This is a genomic window from Streptosporangium sp. NPDC049078 (genome assembly GCF_040648855.1).
In the GTDB taxonomy this organism is placed as follows: domain Bacteria; phylum Actinomycetota; class Actinomycetes; order Streptosporangiales; family Streptosporangiaceae; genus Streptosporangium.
On the sequence record NZ_JBEZEL010000010.1, the window covers coordinates 89,793 to 104,062 of the forward strand.

Annotated in this window: 15 protein-coding genes; 7 read left to right on the forward strand and 8 right to left on the reverse strand. The window is 71.3% G+C overall.

Going from position 1 to position 14,270, the window contains the following annotated elements:
- Positions 1-27 precede the first annotated feature (27 nt).
- The 5 genes from AB0B90_RS18400 to AB0B90_RS18420 all read right to left on the reverse strand — a co-directional run bounded on the left by AB0B90_RS18400 (position 28) and on the right by AB0B90_RS18420 (position 2,350).
- Positions 28-297 carry a hypothetical protein gene (locus tag AB0B90_RS18400; RefSeq protein WP_350949716.1) on the reverse strand — a complete coding sequence of 90 codons (270 nt, stop codon included), beginning with the start codon at positions 295-297 and terminating at the stop codon, positions 28-30.
- Positions 298-422: 125 nt separating this feature from the next.
- Positions 423-980: an NUDIX hydrolase gene (locus AB0B90_RS18405; protein ID WP_350949715.1), complete on the reverse strand. Its 558-nt coding sequence runs from the start codon at positions 978-980 to the stop codon at positions 423-425.
- Between the two features lie 9 nt (positions 981-989).
- The gene (locus tag AB0B90_RS18410; RefSeq protein ID WP_350949740.1) at positions 990-1,334 is read right to left on the reverse strand and encodes a DUF952 domain-containing protein; all 345 of its coding nucleotides are present in this window, start codon (positions 1,332-1,334) and stop codon (positions 990-992) included.
- 55 nt (positions 1,335-1,389) lie between these two features.
- Positions 1,390-1,950, reverse strand: coding sequence for a GNAT family N-acetyltransferase (locus AB0B90_RS18415; RefSeq protein WP_362923590.1), 561 nt, complete (start codon positions 1,948-1,950; stop codon positions 1,390-1,392).
- Between the two features lie 73 nt (positions 1,951-2,023).
- Positions 2,024-2,350 carry an SMR family transporter gene (locus AB0B90_RS18420; RefSeq protein ID WP_362923592.1) on the reverse strand — a complete coding sequence of 109 codons (327 nt, stop codon included), beginning with the start codon at positions 2,348-2,350 and terminating at the stop codon, positions 2,024-2,026.
- A 141-nt stretch (positions 2,351-2,491) separates the two neighbouring features.
- Between AB0B90_RS18420 and AB0B90_RS18425 the strand changes: the two genes are divergently transcribed.
- Positions 2,492-3,454 (forward strand): radical SAM protein, encoded by a 963-nt coding sequence (locus tag AB0B90_RS18425; RefSeq protein ID WP_362923594.1) that lies wholly within the window; start codon positions 2,492-2,494, stop codon positions 3,452-3,454.
- 34 nt (positions 3,455-3,488) lie between these two features.
- Here AB0B90_RS18425 and AB0B90_RS18430 read toward each other — a convergent pair whose 3' ends face one another.
- Positions 3,489-4,208: an HAD family hydrolase gene (locus AB0B90_RS18430; RefSeq protein ID WP_350949712.1), complete on the reverse strand. Its 720-nt coding sequence runs from the start codon at positions 4,206-4,208 to the stop codon at positions 3,489-3,491.
- A gap of 361 nt (positions 4,209-4,569) precedes the next feature.
- Between AB0B90_RS18430 and AB0B90_RS18435 the strand changes: the two genes are divergently transcribed.
- Both AB0B90_RS18435 and AB0B90_RS18440 read left to right on the forward strand, forming a co-directional pair.
- Positions 4,570-5,577 (forward strand): RNA polymerase subunit sigma-70, encoded by a 1,008-nt coding sequence (locus AB0B90_RS18435; RefSeq protein WP_350949711.1) that lies wholly within the window; start codon positions 4,570-4,572, stop codon positions 5,575-5,577.
- A gap of 182 nt (positions 5,578-5,759) precedes the next feature.
- Positions 5,760-5,966, forward strand: a complete 207-nt coding sequence (locus AB0B90_RS18440; RefSeq protein ID WP_362923597.1) for a hypothetical protein — start codon at positions 5,760-5,762, stop codon at positions 5,964-5,966.
- A 320-nt stretch (positions 5,967-6,286) separates the two neighbouring features.
- On the opposite strand, the gene AB0B90_RS18445 is transcribed toward AB0B90_RS18440, so the two are convergent.
- Positions 6,287-7,480 carry an Ig-like domain-containing protein gene (locus AB0B90_RS18445; protein WP_350949709.1) on the reverse strand — a complete coding sequence of 398 codons (1,194 nt, stop codon included), beginning with the start codon at positions 7,478-7,480 and terminating at the stop codon, positions 6,287-6,289.
- A 382-nt stretch (positions 7,481-7,862) separates the two neighbouring features.
- On the opposite strand from AB0B90_RS18445, the gene AB0B90_RS18450 reads away from it, so the two are divergent.
- From AB0B90_RS18450 to AB0B90_RS18465, 4 genes are all read left to right on the forward strand, one after another.
- Positions 7,863-9,536: a SpoIIE family protein phosphatase gene (locus AB0B90_RS18450; RefSeq protein WP_362923600.1), complete on the forward strand. Its 1,674-nt coding sequence runs from the start codon at positions 7,863-7,865 to the stop codon at positions 9,534-9,536.
- Entirely contained in the window at positions 9,533-10,618 is a 1,086-nt protein-coding gene (locus tag AB0B90_RS18455) for a cobalamin B12-binding domain-containing protein (RefSeq protein WP_362923602.1), read from the forward strand. Before AB0B90_RS18450 ends, AB0B90_RS18455 begins: the two co-directional genes overlap by 4 nt.
- Before the next feature lie 6 nt (positions 10,619-10,624).
- Positions 10,625-10,960, forward strand: a complete 336-nt coding sequence (locus AB0B90_RS18460; protein WP_350949706.1) for an STAS domain-containing protein — start codon at positions 10,625-10,627, stop codon at positions 10,958-10,960.
- Positions 10,961-11,064: 104 nt separating this feature from the next.
- Complete coding sequence (locus tag AB0B90_RS18465) at positions 11,065-11,841, forward strand: winged helix-turn-helix domain-containing protein (protein ID WP_350949705.1); 777 nt, start codon at positions 11,065-11,067, stop codon at positions 11,839-11,841.
- Here the strand turns inward: AB0B90_RS18465 and AB0B90_RS18470 are convergent.
- Entirely contained in the window at positions 11,816-14,032 is a 2,217-nt protein-coding gene (locus AB0B90_RS18470) for an ATP-dependent RecD-like DNA helicase (protein ID WP_362923605.1), read from the reverse strand. The two genes, AB0B90_RS18465 and AB0B90_RS18470, sit on opposite strands and share 26 nt — an antisense overlap.
- Between the last annotated feature and the right edge of the window lie 238 nt (positions 14,033-14,270).

The following is a 14,270-nucleotide window of genomic DNA, read 5'->3' on the forward strand; positions in this document are numbered from 1 at the left end:
GTTCCTGTGCCTGGCGGGTGGTGGGGGTCAGGGCGGGGGTGCGGGTTTGAGTCTCCTGACGAAGCGGGCGGCGGTGCGGTGGCTCATGCCGGTTTCGCCGCGTACCAGGAAGACGGCCTGGTCGAACTGGCCGGCCGCCTTGAGTTCCAGGAGCCGTTCGATGAGCTCGGGGCCTACTCCCCCGCCGACCAGGGCGTTTCTGGGGCGCTGTGCGGCTCGTACCGCGAAGACGATCAGGGCGATGAGTGCCGCCACGATGACCGCCGTCAGGAGGAGGATGACGATCAGGTTCGACATGGGGTGAGCGTACCGCCGCGAGGTCCGCGTGTGTGGGGTGAGATCACCGGATTTGACGGTGATGGCGGCCTTGAGGGCGCCGAAGGTGCGGGAGTGCCCTGTCAGGTGCCCTGTCAGGTGTCGGGTCAGGTCTGTCGGGCCAGGCCGCGCAGCAGGAGCATGGCGTAGGCGGCGATCGAGTTGCTGTCGGTGATGGCGCCGTTCACGATCATCTGTTCCAGTTCGGTGCGGGGAACCCAGGTCTGGCGCATGTCCTGTTCGGTGTGCTCGCGCTCGTGGGCGCCGGCGGTCAGGCCCGTGGCGAGGAAGATGTCGTAGTTTTGGCCTGAGGTGCCGTGGGCGTTGTCCAGGCGTCCCAGATGGGTCATCGAGGTGGCTCGCAGGCCGGTTTCCTGGGTGAGTTCGGTGTGGGCGGTGACCAGGGGCGAGGGGCTGTCCTTGACTCCGCCCTGGGGGAAGTTCCAGGTGCGTCGTCTGACCGGGTAGCGGTATTCCTCCACGAGGTGGAAGCCGTCGTTCTCCATGGGGACGATGAGGGCGAAGTCGGGGATGTCCACGACGCCGTAGATGCCGTGGGAGCCGTCGGGGCGTTCGATACGGTCCTCGCGCACGCTGATCCACGGGTTGGTGTAGACGACCATGGAGTCGAGGGTGCGGATCGTCGGTCCGGATACGTCGGTCATGCAGGGACCCTACTGGCCGGGGCCGGGGCCGGGCGGGGTGTAGGGCAGGACGGAGGTCACCGCGCTGAGCGGGAGGGGGCCGTAGATGTGCGGGAAGGCCTCGGGGGTGTCGTCGGGGACCTCCATGCGGACGTCGAGTCCGGTGGGGTCGACGCTGAGCAGCACGAGGGGGTCGGTGACGTCGCGGTAGAAGCGTTCCGCGACGCCGAGTAGCTGTTCGTGGCCGGCGCAGGCGTGGATGAAGCCGACGTCGTCGAGGGTGCGGCCGAGGGTGGAGACGCGGTACTCCCCCGCCTGGCGGGCGGCCTCCCAGTCGGAGGCCAGGGCGAGATGCAGGATGGTCACCGCAGACATGGTGCCGTGTGCGTCGCCGTCGTTCAACCGGTCGTTCGACCGGGGGCGGGCGGTGTCAGCGCTGGGGGTGCCACTCGCGGCGCAGGATGGCGTAGACGATCTCGCTGGTCCATTCGCCTTTGACGATCTCGTTGTCGAGGAAGTGGGCCTCGCGGCGCATGCCGAGTTTCTCCAGCACCCGGGCCGAGGCCTCGTTGCGGGCGTCGAGGCGTCCGACGATGCGGTGCAGGTTCAGGTGTTCGAAGCCGAGTTCGAGCATGACCCGGGCGGCCTCGGTGGCGTAGCCCTTGCCGTGGTGGTCGGGGTGCAGGACGTAGCCGATCTCGCCGGCGCGTTGTGAGTGGCTGTGCCAGATGAGCAGGGCGTCGCCGAGGAGTTCGCCGGTGGCGGTCAGTTCCACCGCCAGGGTGAGGGATTGTCCTTCTTCCAGCAGCGCCGTCTCGCTGATCTTCTTTTCCAGTGCCTGGCGGGTCTGGTCGCGGTCGCGTGGTTCCCAGTACAGGTAGCGGGTGACCTGCGGCAGGCGGTGGATGGCGTGCAGGGCGTCGAGGTCGGCGGGGGTGTAGGCGCGCAGGGTGAGGCGGCCGGTCCGGATGGGCAGGGCGGGCTTCAGCATCCGGTCAGGGTAGGACAGCCGCCGAGGCGGGGGCGAGTCAATATTCGCGGGGGGTGGGGGTGGTGCGCGGGGGTCAGTGGGGGCTTGCGGCCAGGTTGAGGACCACGACGCCGCCGATGATCAGGGCGATTCCGGCGACCTTGGCGAGGTTGATCGTCTCGCCGAGGAAGAGGACGCCGATGGCGGCGATGGCGGCGGTGCCGGCTCCGGCCCAGACGGCGTAGGCGGTGCCGACCTCCATCTGGAGCTTGAGCGCCTGGGCCAGCAGGAGGAAGGCGGCGGTGTAGCCGGCGACGACGAGGACCGACCAGCCTTTGTGGGTGAATCCGTCGCTCAGTTTGAGGGCGGTGGTCGCCACGATCTCGGCGATGATCGCCCCGGCCAGGATTAGCCACGCCATTGTCACCACTCCCCCGTAAATCGGGCTAAACATACCATTTTTCGCTGATCGCAGAGGGTGCGCCCCCCGTGGGCAGGACCGTCCGGCGCCACGACCTGCCCGGCTTGCGAGCGGCGTCGAAAGCGTGTTCCACTGAGCCGTATGCGATGGGACGCGCCTCCCCTGCTCGCCGCGCCGCCCGACGCCAGGCCGCGGATCGAGCGTTCCGCGCTGACCAGGGTTCACGGGGCCCTGACCTGTTACGAGGTGCAGGCGCGCACCGCGCTGGACACCACGCCCGAGGGCTGGGCGGTCAGTCCGTATCGGGGGTGCGCGCAGGCGTGCCGTTACTGCTCGGCGCGCCGGGGGCACCGCTACCTGGGGCTGGACGCCGAAGGCGACTTCGACGCGCGGATCGTGGTGCGCACCAACATCGTGCGCCGGTTGCGTGCGGAGCTGAGGTCACGCTGGGACGGCGAGCACATCACCGTGGGGATGGCAGGCGACTGCTACCAGCAGGTGGAGGAGGTCTACCGGCTGATGCCGGGCCTGGTCACCGCGTTGCGTGAGGCCGGGGCGCCGTTCACCGTGCACACCAAGAGCCGGTTGATCCTGCGCGACGCCGACCTGCTGGCCGCCACACCGGGGGCCGGGGTGGTGGTCTCGATCGCGTTCGTCGACGACCGGATCCGCCGCACGGTGGAGCCCGGTGCCGTCGGCGCGCAAAAACGCCTGGAGTTGGTGGCGGAGCTGAACGAGCGCGGGGTGGCGTGCGGGGTGGCGATGGCGCCGATCCTGCCGCTGCTGACCGACTCCCCCGACCAGCTTTCGGCCACCGTGCGCCGTATCGCCGACGCCGGGGCCGTCAGCTGCGTCCCGCAGGTGCTGCGCCTGCCCCCCGGGGCGCGTGAGTGGTATCTGGCCTGGCTTCGAGAGCACCATCCTGCGCTTGAGCCCCGCTATGCCGAGCTGTACGGCCGCGGCGCCGACGCCGAACCCGGCTATGCGCGCCGCCTGACCGGCCAGATCCTGCAGCTGGCCGCCCGCTACGGGATGGGGCCGACCCGGCCTGAGCAGCCGCTGCCGCTGGCGTTGCCCCGGCAGGCCCAGCTCACCCTGCTGTAGGCCGGCCGACCGTCCCGGCAGGCCCCGGCGGGTCTCAGAAGTGCTCCAGCAGTTCGGAGAACCGCTCCAGCCGCAGCACCCGCTCGTCACCGGGGTCCAGCTCGTCGTGCTCCAGCGCCCAGGTGTGGTCGTTGGGGATGAAGACGGCGTTCAGGCCCGCCTGCCGGGCGGGAAGGATGTCCGACTTCGGGGAGTTGCCGATCATCCAGGTCGTCGCGGGCGCCAGGGCGTGCTCGCGGGCCAGCCACCGATAGACGGCGACGTCTTTTTCGGCCACGATATGCACGTCGCGAAAGTGGTGGGCCAGCTGTGAGGCCTCCAGTTTGCGCCGCTGCTCCTCCAGGTCGCCCTTGGTGAGCAGGAGCAGCTCGTGGCGCTCGCCGAGCGCGGTGAGCGTCTCGGTGACGCCCGCGACCAGCTCCACCCGGCGCTGCAGGAGGGCCAGGGCCAGCTCGTCGATGTGGCGGCGCTCGGCCGCGGTCGCCGGGCGCTCGCGCAGCCGCTCGAAGCACTCGCCGAGACTGCGCAGGAACATCGTGCTGCCATAGCCGTGGGTGACGGCGTTGGCCGCCTGGATGTCGTCGAGGACGGCGCGGATCTGGGCGCGCTCCAGGGTCGGGTGCGCCAGCCAGTCGAGGAAGTCCTCCACGACGCGCTCGAACAGCACGTTGTTCTCCCACAGCGTGTCGTCGGCGTCGAAGATGAGCACCTGCCCCTGGAGTCTCACCCGGTCCTCCCCCGAGAACGTCGTCATCGGCGGTCCTGGCCGCCTTCGGTGTGTTCGCCACCGTGCCTGGACGGTGCCCGGCGCACACGCTACCGCGCCCGCCGGGCCCGGCGCGTCCTGTTTTCGGCCCGCGAGGAGCAGGTCCGCGAGATCCGGCGGTAAGGGCCCTCGTCGTGGGCTGTTCAGGCGGCATCGGCCAGGGGCTGCAGGGCTACGGCCGGTTCGGGTCGGCGTCGAGGGTGTGCCCGACCCGGACACCTCCCCTGGATCGGCCCCGGCCCATCCGGCCCGGCCGGCGGTGCGGTGTCAGCGGCTTCACCGATCAGAAATCCTCCGCCGCATCGTCAGTTCTGGTAATCCCTTGTCACCCGCGGAAGGATTGACGACCATGACCGACGCCAGGCTGCTGGGCGACGACGAGGCCACGTTCATCGCGGCCATCCGCGCGGAGGATACCGCGCGGTTCGCGCTCGTGACCGAGCGCCACCGGCGTGAGCTGCAGGTGCACTGCTACCGGATGCTCGCGAACTACGAGGATGCCCAGGACATGACGCAGGAGACGTTCCTGCGAGCGTGGAACAAGCGGGAGTCGTTCAGGGGCCACGCGGCCCTGCGGACCTGGCTGTACCGGATCGCGACGAACGCCTGCCTCGACTTCCTGGACAAGCGCAACGACCGCACACCCGTGCCGTCCGAGCTGCCGGACCCCGGCTCCGAGGTGCGCTACCTGCAGCCGTACCCCGATCGGATGCTCCCCGAGGACCCGCAGGAGTCGGTGGTGGCCCGGGAGACGATCGAGCTGGCGTTCATCGTCGCCGTCCAGCACCTGCCGCCGCGGCAGCGGGCGGTGTTCATTCTGCGCGATGTCCTCGGCTGGCCGGCGTCGAAGGCCGCCGACGCCCTCGAGTTGACCGTCGCATCGGTGACCAGCGCACTGCAGCGGGCCCGTGTGACGATGCGCGAGCAGCTGCCCGGCCGCCGCCTCGACTGGCGGAGCCCCGCCACCCACGAGTTGTCGGATGACGAGCGCGGCGTGGTGAAGTCGTACATCGACGCCCATGAGCGCAACGACCTCGACGGGCTGGTGTCCCTGCTGCGTGAGGACCTGCGCTTCGCGATGCTGCCCGAGCCGGTCACCTTGATCATGACGGCCGAGGACGCGGTGGACGGCTGGGTCTCCAATGGGCTCTTCCAGCGCGGCTACGACGACTGGCGCGGTATCACCACGACGGTCAACCGCATGCCTGCCGCCGCGCTGTACCTGCGCGCCCCCGGCGACCCGGGGTACCGGCCATTTGCCATCGCGGCCCTGCGCATCGTCGACGGGAAGATCGCCGAGCTCACCGGATTCGACGCCGCCGACAAGCCATGGCTGGGCCTGCCCCCGGCACTGTGACCAGAGGAGTCCCCATCGTCGACGAGTCCGGCGCACGGGCCGCCGTCACCGAAGTCACCGCGAAATGAGTGCCCCGGCCGGCTGGACACCAACGCGAGCACCACCGCCCCGCCGGCGTTGCCGGCGGGGCGTCTTCATGCCCGAAGATCATCGTCACGATCGAGGAGAACACCACCTTCGGCATGTCCCGCCGGCGGCGGGCGTACTCGATCTGCGCCGGTGTGGCGCCGGGCTGCCGGCCGGCGGTCGGCCAGTGGGAGCTCATCGTCTCCCACGGTCTGCGCCCGTACAGCGCCAGGCCGGTCGCCCCCACCCGGTCGGACCACCACTGGAACGGCTCGTCGCCCGGTACGCTCCAGCCGAGGTCGTCGCCGGGCGCGGCGATGTAGCCGTCCAGGCTCGGGTTCATGCCGAAGATCGGTTTCCGCATCGTGCAGCCTCCCGTGAGTCGATCTCACACCTACAGACGGGCGCGGGGCGGAAACCTAATCGGTGCGCGATGTGCGTCCGCGGGTGGTCCTCGCGTTCCGGGCTCGGCCGGGCTCGGGCGCCACCGGCCGGATCCGTGGCGAACGCCTGGTCACCCGGGCACCTTCACCGCCGAACGCGCCGGGCAGCCGGTGAACTCATGCGGTCCTCAGCCCTCCCGAGCCCTTCAGGGCTCGGGAGGGCTGATGAGGGCTCAGGAGGGCTTCGAAGAGTGGGGGCTCTAGGCCAGGGCGCTGCCGCTGCGCCATTCCTTGAACGACAGCTGCCAAAAGCCCCAGCCGTTGTTCCACTCCATCTCGCGGTTGGTGCCCTTGATGGTGATCACGTCGCCGCGCTGGACCTGGTCGTAGAACCACTTGGCCTGGTCGGGGCGGGCGTTGATGCATCCGTGGCTGACGTTCTGGCGCCCCTGGGCCCAGACGTTGTTCAGCGCGTGCACGTACTCGCCGCTGTTGGAGAACCGCACCGCGTGGTTGATCATCAGGTCGTAGTAGCCGGGGTCGCCCTTCTTGCGGCCCGGGGAGATCATGCGTTCGGGGTTGGCCTTGCCCATCGTCAGGTGGACGCCGCTGGTGGTGGTGTACTCGCGGGTGCTGGCGTTGCCGGCGCTGATCAGCATGGTCTGCACGACCTTGCCGTCGCGTTTGACGATCATCTTGTGCTTGCGGGTGTCGATGGTGGAGATCTGGGCGGCGCCGATCTGGATGACCTTGGTCATGTCCTTGACGCCGTACATGTCCTTGCCGCCCTGTACGCCTTTGAGGCGGGCGGTGAAGGTCACCTTCTGGTGGGGTTGCCAGAACTTCGCGGTCCGGTAGATCACGGTGGTGTCGTTGATCCACCGCCATGCGCCCTGGGCCGGTTTTTGTGAGGTGACCTTCAGGGCTTTTTCCACCCCGGCCTTGTTGGCGATCTGCTGGTTGAAGGTGACGATGATCGGCGCCCCCACGCCGACCTTCTCCCCCTTGATCGCCGGGGTCACGTCCGCCACCTCGAGCTCATGCTTGGGCTTGAGCGTTCTGAAGGAGCCGGTGGCGGTGGTGCCGTCGACCGCCCGCGCCGACACGGTGTAGTCGCTGGCCGGTTCCATGGGCGTGGTGGAGACCCATCTGGTGCGTTCGGCGTTGAAGTCGCCTTGCAGCACCCGGTCGCCGCTTTGCACGGTGACCTCCTCCAGCGCGCCGCTGGAGGCGGCGACGACGACCTTCTTGTCGGGGCGTACGGTCTTGCTGCCCTGGGCGGGGCTGATCTTTATCTCGGTCGCGGCCGGAGCGGTGGCGGCCACGGCGCCCGATCCGGCGCCGGGACCGGCGGGATCCTTCGGGCCCGTCCCCGTGGAACAGGCGGTGACCAGCACCGTCGTGGTCGCCAGGGCCGCGGCGGCCAGTGGCGTCCTGAGGCGTCGGTGTTGCATGGTCAGCACAATGTCTCTCCCCCACTACAGCAAACTGCTCTTAAAACACTAATAGGAGATGCATGGTGACTCGGCATGGTTGCGGCGGGTTTGGTAACGTTTCGGACTCTTCGTAAAGTCGGAAAAATACCAACCGAGAGTCAGGGGACGGCGAAGTGCCCACGTCACCGGCCCCGACGTGAAAGCCCTGCTCCGGCGGGGTGGGCGGCCGCAGGCGCGGTTTCCCGCCGTAAACCGTCGCGCGCCGGCCGCATCAACGGCCCTGTGAGGGGCATGGGCAGCAAAGGACCCTCCGGCCTCACGCGCCGGTTCCCCGCCCCGTCCCGACGGCGCGGCGGGAAGATAGTCTGACCGATCCCTCTCAACACGGAAGCCCAGGGTGATGACAGGACCTCCCCCGCTGCGCGACCCCGGCCACGCGCTCACCGCCGCGGCCGGCCTCGACCGCGACACCGGCACCGGTGAGCGCGATCTTTCGCGTCCACCGGGTGAAGAGGTGCTGCGCGCCATCGTGGAGGCCAGCGGCGAGGGGGTCGTGTTGTGCGGCACCGACGGTGTCGTGGTGATGCTGAACGCCGCCGCGGCCGAGATGGCGCCGGAGATCGTCGTGGGCCGCCCGCTGTGCCAGGGGCCGGCCGCGTCCCTGTTCGAAGGTGAGCACCCCGACGGCGAGAGCCGCGAGAGCGATCACGGGCGGCACCGGATCCGGGTACGTCGCGAGGTCTTCGGCCTCAGCCACCGGGCCTGGTACCTGCGTGACGTCACCACCGATGCCGCCAGGACCGACGCGTTGCTGGCCGAGCGCCGGCGCGCCGACTTCCTCATCGAGGCGGGCCGCAGGCTGTCGGCCTCGCTCAACATGCGCCGCTGCGCCCGCACCACGATCGAGCTGGCCACCCCGTTCCTGGCCGATGCCGCCATGGTCGTGCTGCCGCCCTCGGGGCGCCGCCACGCCGGCTGGCTCCGCCTGACCAGCACCGACCGGTCCCTGCAGGAGGGCAACGTCGCCGTCGCCGACACCGCGCAGGTGCCCGGCCTGGCCGAGGCGCTGGCGGGTTTCCCGCCCGTGCCCAGCCGCTGGCTGGATCCTGGGCAGGTGCCCGGCTGGCTGCTGCCCGACAGGTTCGGGGCGGCCGGGCATCTGCTGGTCACCCCGCTGCCCGGCAACGGGGTGCCCGCCGGAGCGCTCGTGCTCGCCCGTCACGAAGACGGGCCGCCCTTCGACGAGGACGCCGAGACCCTGGTGCGGATCTTCGCCGCCCGGGCCGGGGCCGCCATCTCCGCCGCCGCCCTCTACCAGGAGCAAAGCGCCACCAACGCGATCCTCAGCAGCGACCTGCTGCCCCCGCCGCTGCCGGCGCTGGCCGGGGCGGAGCTGGCCGGATCGCTGCGCGCCGCCCGCCAGGCCGGGCTCATCGGCGGCGATTTCTACGACGTCTACCTGCCCGAGCCCGGCGAGTCCGGCGATCCGCTGGTGGTGCTGGGCGACGTCTGCGGCAAGGGCGCCCGCGCCGCCGTCCTGGCCGGGCACATCCGCCACTGCCTGCGCGCCCTGCTGCTGCTGGAAGAGCGCCCCGAGCATCTGGTCGCCCTGCTCAACCGCTCCCTGCGGGGCTCGCCCATCCCCAACTCCTACGCCACCCTCGTGCTCGGCGCGCTCAGCGCCGCCCCGGGCGGGCACGTCCAGGTGAACCTGGCGGTCGCCGGGCACCCGGCGCCGCTGATCCTGCGCCTGGACGGCACCGTGCAGGAGTGCACGGCCCACGGACCCATGCTCGGCGCGTTCGCCGGGGCCGACCTGGCCCCGGCCGGGGTCGACCTGGCCCCCGGCGAGGTGTGCCTGTTCTACAGCGACGGCATCACCGAGGCCTTCGGCGGCCCCACCGGCAGGGAGATGTACGGCGCCCAGCGGCTGAAGGCCGCCCTGGCCGGTTGCGCGGGCATGCCGGTCGCGGCACTGGTCGAGCGGCTGGAGCAGATCAGCACCGACTGGCTGGGCGGCGACGTCCAAGACGACCGGGCACTGCTGGCGGTGCAGGCGAGGCCGTCCCGATGAGCACCCTGAGCACCACGGATACGCCGGGCGCGACCGCACCGCGCGGGGCGGGCCCGCACGAGGCCCTCGGCCGGTACCTGGAGCACATCGGGCGCGCCGACGAGTTCGCCGCCATCGACCTGGTGCTCGACCTGCTGGAGCAGGGGGCGGACGCCGAGCGGCTGCTGCTCGATCTCATCGCCCCCGCCCAGCGGCGCGTCGGCGAGCTGTGGGCGGCCAACGAGTGGTCCATCGCCCGCGAGCACGGCGCCACCGCCGTCAGCGAGCGCGCCGTGGCCGCGATCGCCGCCCGCGTCCGGCCCGAGCCCACCCGCGGGCGCCTCACCGTCGCCTGCGCCGACGGCGAGTACCACGCGCTGCCCACCCGCCTGCTGGCCGAGGTCTTGCGCCTGCGCGGCTGGCGGGTCGACTTCCTGGGCGCCAGCGTGCCGGGCCCGCACCTGATCACCCACCTGCACCAGAGCGGGCCCGACGCGGTCGCGCTGGGCTGCGCATTGGCCACCCGGCTGCCCCGGGCGCACGCCACGCTCACCGCCTGCCAGGCCGTCGGTGTGCCGGTCATGGCCGGCGGGGCCGGCTTCGGCGCCGACGGCCGCTACGCCCGCCTGCTGGGCGCCGACGCCTGGGCGCCCAGCGCCGACGCCGCGGCCGACCTGCTGGAGCGCGGCGACCTGACCGGCCCGCCCCGCCAGGCCGCCGCGCCGGCCCATCTGGCCGACGAGGAGTACACCCATCTGACGCGCCGGCGCGCCGAGCTGCTCACCTGCGCCTTGGCGGCCCTGGCCCGCGCCTACCCGCCGATGGCGGCCTACGACCCGCAGCAGGTCGACGCCACCGCCGCCGACCTGGGCCATCTGCTCGACTTTCTGGCCGCGTCCCTGTACGTCGACGACGCGCAGCTGTTCACCGGCTTCATCGGCTGGACCGGTTCCGTGCTCGCCGCACGCGGCGTCCCCGCCGAGGCCGTGACGGTGGGATTGCGCGTTTTCCACGACGAACTGCGAGACTTCCCCCGTGCCCGTCACATGCTGGTCCAGGCAGCCGAGGCGGCACCTGTCCCCGGCCCCGATCAGGAGACCTGACGTTTGATGTTCGACAAGACCCCGTTGCGTACCGAGGTGCGCACCACCGCTGCGGACACCACCCTGCTCGTCCTCAGCGGTGACCTCGACTACGACACGGCCCCTGAGCTCTTCGGTTTCGCGCGAGAGCTGCTGTCGGGACAGATGCGCAACCTCGATCTGGACCTGTCGGGTCTGGAGTTCATCGACTCCTCGGGGGTGGCGGCGCTGATCAACGTCTACAACTCCGCGGGCGAGCACGACATCGCCATGCGCATCGTCGCCCTCACCCCCTACCTGCGCCATCTGCTGCGGGTCACCGCCTTGGACCGGGTCTTCCGGCTTCCCCAGGAGCAGGAGTGAGCGCCGGCGACCGCCACTAGAGCACCGAAGGCCACCGAAGGCCACGGAGGGCCACGGAGAAGGCTTCGGCCGGCGCCGAAGCGGTGCCGGCCGATGATGGGGACATGACACCTGCCATGACGCCGGGCGGGCCGGTGCCGCTGGCCGCGCTGGCGGCCCTGCTCGCCGACGCCACCCGTGCCACGTTCTGCCTGGCCCTGCTGGACGGGCGCGCCTGGAGCGCCGGGGAGCTGGCCGCTCACGCCGGGGTCGCCGCCTCCACCGCCAGCGAGCACCTGTCGCGGCTCGTCGCCGGTGGGTTGCTGGCCGAACAGCGCCGGGGACGCCGGCGCTACGTGCGCCTGGCCGGGCCGCGGGTGGCCCAGCTCATCGAGGATCTGGCCTCCCACGCGGCCCACACCGGCCCCGGGGGCGGGCCCCGGCCCGCGACGCTGCGCGCTGTGAGCGCGGCCCGCGCGCTGGCTGAGGCCCGCACCTGTTATGACCACCTGGCCGGGCGGCTCGGCGTGACGATCACCGACGCGCTCACCGCGCGCGGCCTGCTGCGCCAGGACGCCGGGTTCGCGCTCAGCGACGAGGGATTGTCGTGGTTCGCCGTCGAGCTGGGGGCGCCGCTGCCCGGCGGCGGGCGCCGCCCCCAGGCCCGGCCCTGCCTGGACTGGACCGAACGCCGCCCCCATCTGGCCGGCAGCGCCGGGGCCGTGCTGTGCACGACCGTGCTGGAGCGTGGCTGGGTCGTCCGCATCGGCTCAGGGCGCGCCGTGGCCGTCACCGGCGCCGGGGGCGAGGCCCTGGAACGCCTGCTGGGCCTCACCGCCTGGGCGAGCGCCGCGGCGCCGCGGCCGCAGGAGGTGCTCAGCGCACGCGCAGGCGGTGGGTGAGGCTGGTGTGGCGGCGCCCGGCGCCCCGGGTGCGTACCGCCTGGGCGAGCGCGCGGCGCGAGCCGACGATGACGACGAGCCTCTTGGCCCGGGTGATCGCGGTGTAGAGGAGGTTGCGCTGCAGCATCATCCACGCGCTGGTCGACAACGGGATGACCACCGCCGGGTACTCGCTGCCCTGGGATCGGTGGATCGACACCGCGTAGGCGTGGGTCAGCTCGTCCAGCTCGTCGAAGGCGTACTCGACGTTCTCGTCCTCGTCGGTCAGCACGGTCAGCTTGTGCTCGTCGGGCCTGATGTCGACCACCGTGCCCACGGTGCCGTTGAACACCCCCGCCGCGCCTTTCTCGTAGTTGTTGCGCAGCTGGGTGACCTTGTCGCCGACCCGGAAGACCCGCCCGCCGTAGCGGCGCTCGGGCATGCCCTCCCGGAAGGGGGTGAGCGCCTCCTGCAGCGCGTTGTTGAGGTTGCCGGCCCCGGCCGGGCCCCGGTGCATCGGGGAGAGGACCTGTACGTCGCGGCGCGGGTTGAGGCCGAACCGGCGCGGGATGCGGTTGGCGACCACGTCGACGGTCAGCGCCGCGATCTCCTCGGGCTCCTCGCAGGGAAACAGGAAGAAGTCGTTCATGCCCTCCAGCGCCGGGGGCAGGCCGGTGTTGATGCGGTGGGCGTTGACGACCACCCCCGACTCCTGGGCCTGGCGGAAGATGTGGGTCAGCCGCACCCGGGGGATCTCCTGCTCGGCGGCGAGCAGGTCGCGCAGCACCTCACCGGCGCCGACCGAGGGCAGCTGGTCGACGTCTCCGACGAAGAGCAGGTGTGTGCCCGGCGCCACGGCCTTGACCAGCTTGTTGGCCAGCAGCAGGTCCAGCATCGAGGCCTCGTCGACCACGACCAGGTCGGCGTCCAGGGGGTTGTCGCGGTCGAAGGTGGCCTCCCCGCCGGGACGCAGCTGCAGCAGCCGGTGCACGGTGGTGGCCTCGTGGCCGGTCAGCTCCGCCAGGCGCTTGGCCGCCCTGCCGGTGGGCGCGGCCAAGATGACCTTGGCCTTCTTGGCGCGGGCCAGGGTGACGATGGAGCGCACGGTGAAGCTCTTGCCGCAGCCGGGGCCGCCGGTCAGCACCGCGACCTTCTCGGTCAGCGCCAGCCGTACCGACTGGGCCTGCTCCTCGGCGAGGTCGGCGCCGGTCTTGGTCCGCAGCCACCTCAGCGCCGCGTCCCAGTCGACGCCGGCGAAGGCGCCCAGCCGATCGTGCTCGCAGGCCAGCAGGGAACGCAGCGCGCCGGCCAGGGACAGCTCGGCGCGGTGGAAGGGCACCAGGTAGACCGCGGGGACGCCGGCGTCGCCGACCGGGACCTCCTCGCGGACCACGCCCTCCTCGGCGATGAGCTCCTCCAGGCAGCGGGCGGTGAGCTCGGCGGGAACCTCCAAGATCTTCACCGCGTCGCCGACGAGGTTGGGTGCCGGCAGGTAGCAGTGGCCGTCGTCGGCGGCCTGCGACAGGGTGTAGCGCAGGCCCGCCTTGACGCGCTCGGGGCTGTCGTGCGGGATGCCCACGGCCTGGGCGATGGTGTCGGCGGTCTTGAAACCGATGCCCCACACGTCGTCGGCCAGCCGGTAGGGCTCGCTCTTGACGACGGTGATGGACTTGTCGCCGTACTGCTTGAAGATGCGGACCGCGATGGAGGTGGACACGCCGACCCCCTGCAGGAAGATCATCACCTCTTTGATGATCTTCTGTTCCTCCCAGGCGACGCCGATCATCTTGGTCCGCTTGGGGCCGAGCCCGGGAACCTCCACCAGCCGCTCGGGGGTGGTCTCGATGACCTCCAGGGTGTCGACGCCGAAGTGGTCGACGATCCGCTCGGCCATCTTCGGCCCGATGCCCTTGATCAGCCCGGAGCCCAGATAGCGGCGGATGCCCTGGATGGTGGCGGGCAGTACGGTGGCGTAGGACCACACCTCGAACTGCTTGCCGTACTTGGGGTGGGAGGCCCAGCGCCCGGTCAGCCGCAGCGACTCACCGGGCTGGGCACCCAGCAGCGGCCCGACCACGGTCAGCAGATCGGCGCCGGAGCGGTCGGTGGCCACCCGGGCGATGGTGTAGCCCGTCTCCTCGTTGGCGTAGGTGATGCGCTCGAGCACGGCCGAGATCGACACGCCCGCGACTGCCCGTTGCTCCGGCTGCACGCCACCTCCTTCGCGCTGGATCGGCTGGATCCGCTCGCGCAAGTGTAGGACAGCCTTCGCGGCCGGAAGACGCGTGTTTCCCCGTCCTGACCGCCCCCGCGCCGGGCCCGCCGGGAGGAAGTGGTCAGTGGCTCGCCGGATCGATGGGAGAGGCCGGTGGGGCGCGGGGCGGGGTTTCGCGGGTTTCGGCAGGCTCCGTCCGGGGGTGGGCGAGGTGGCTTGCCCGCCGATCCCCGAC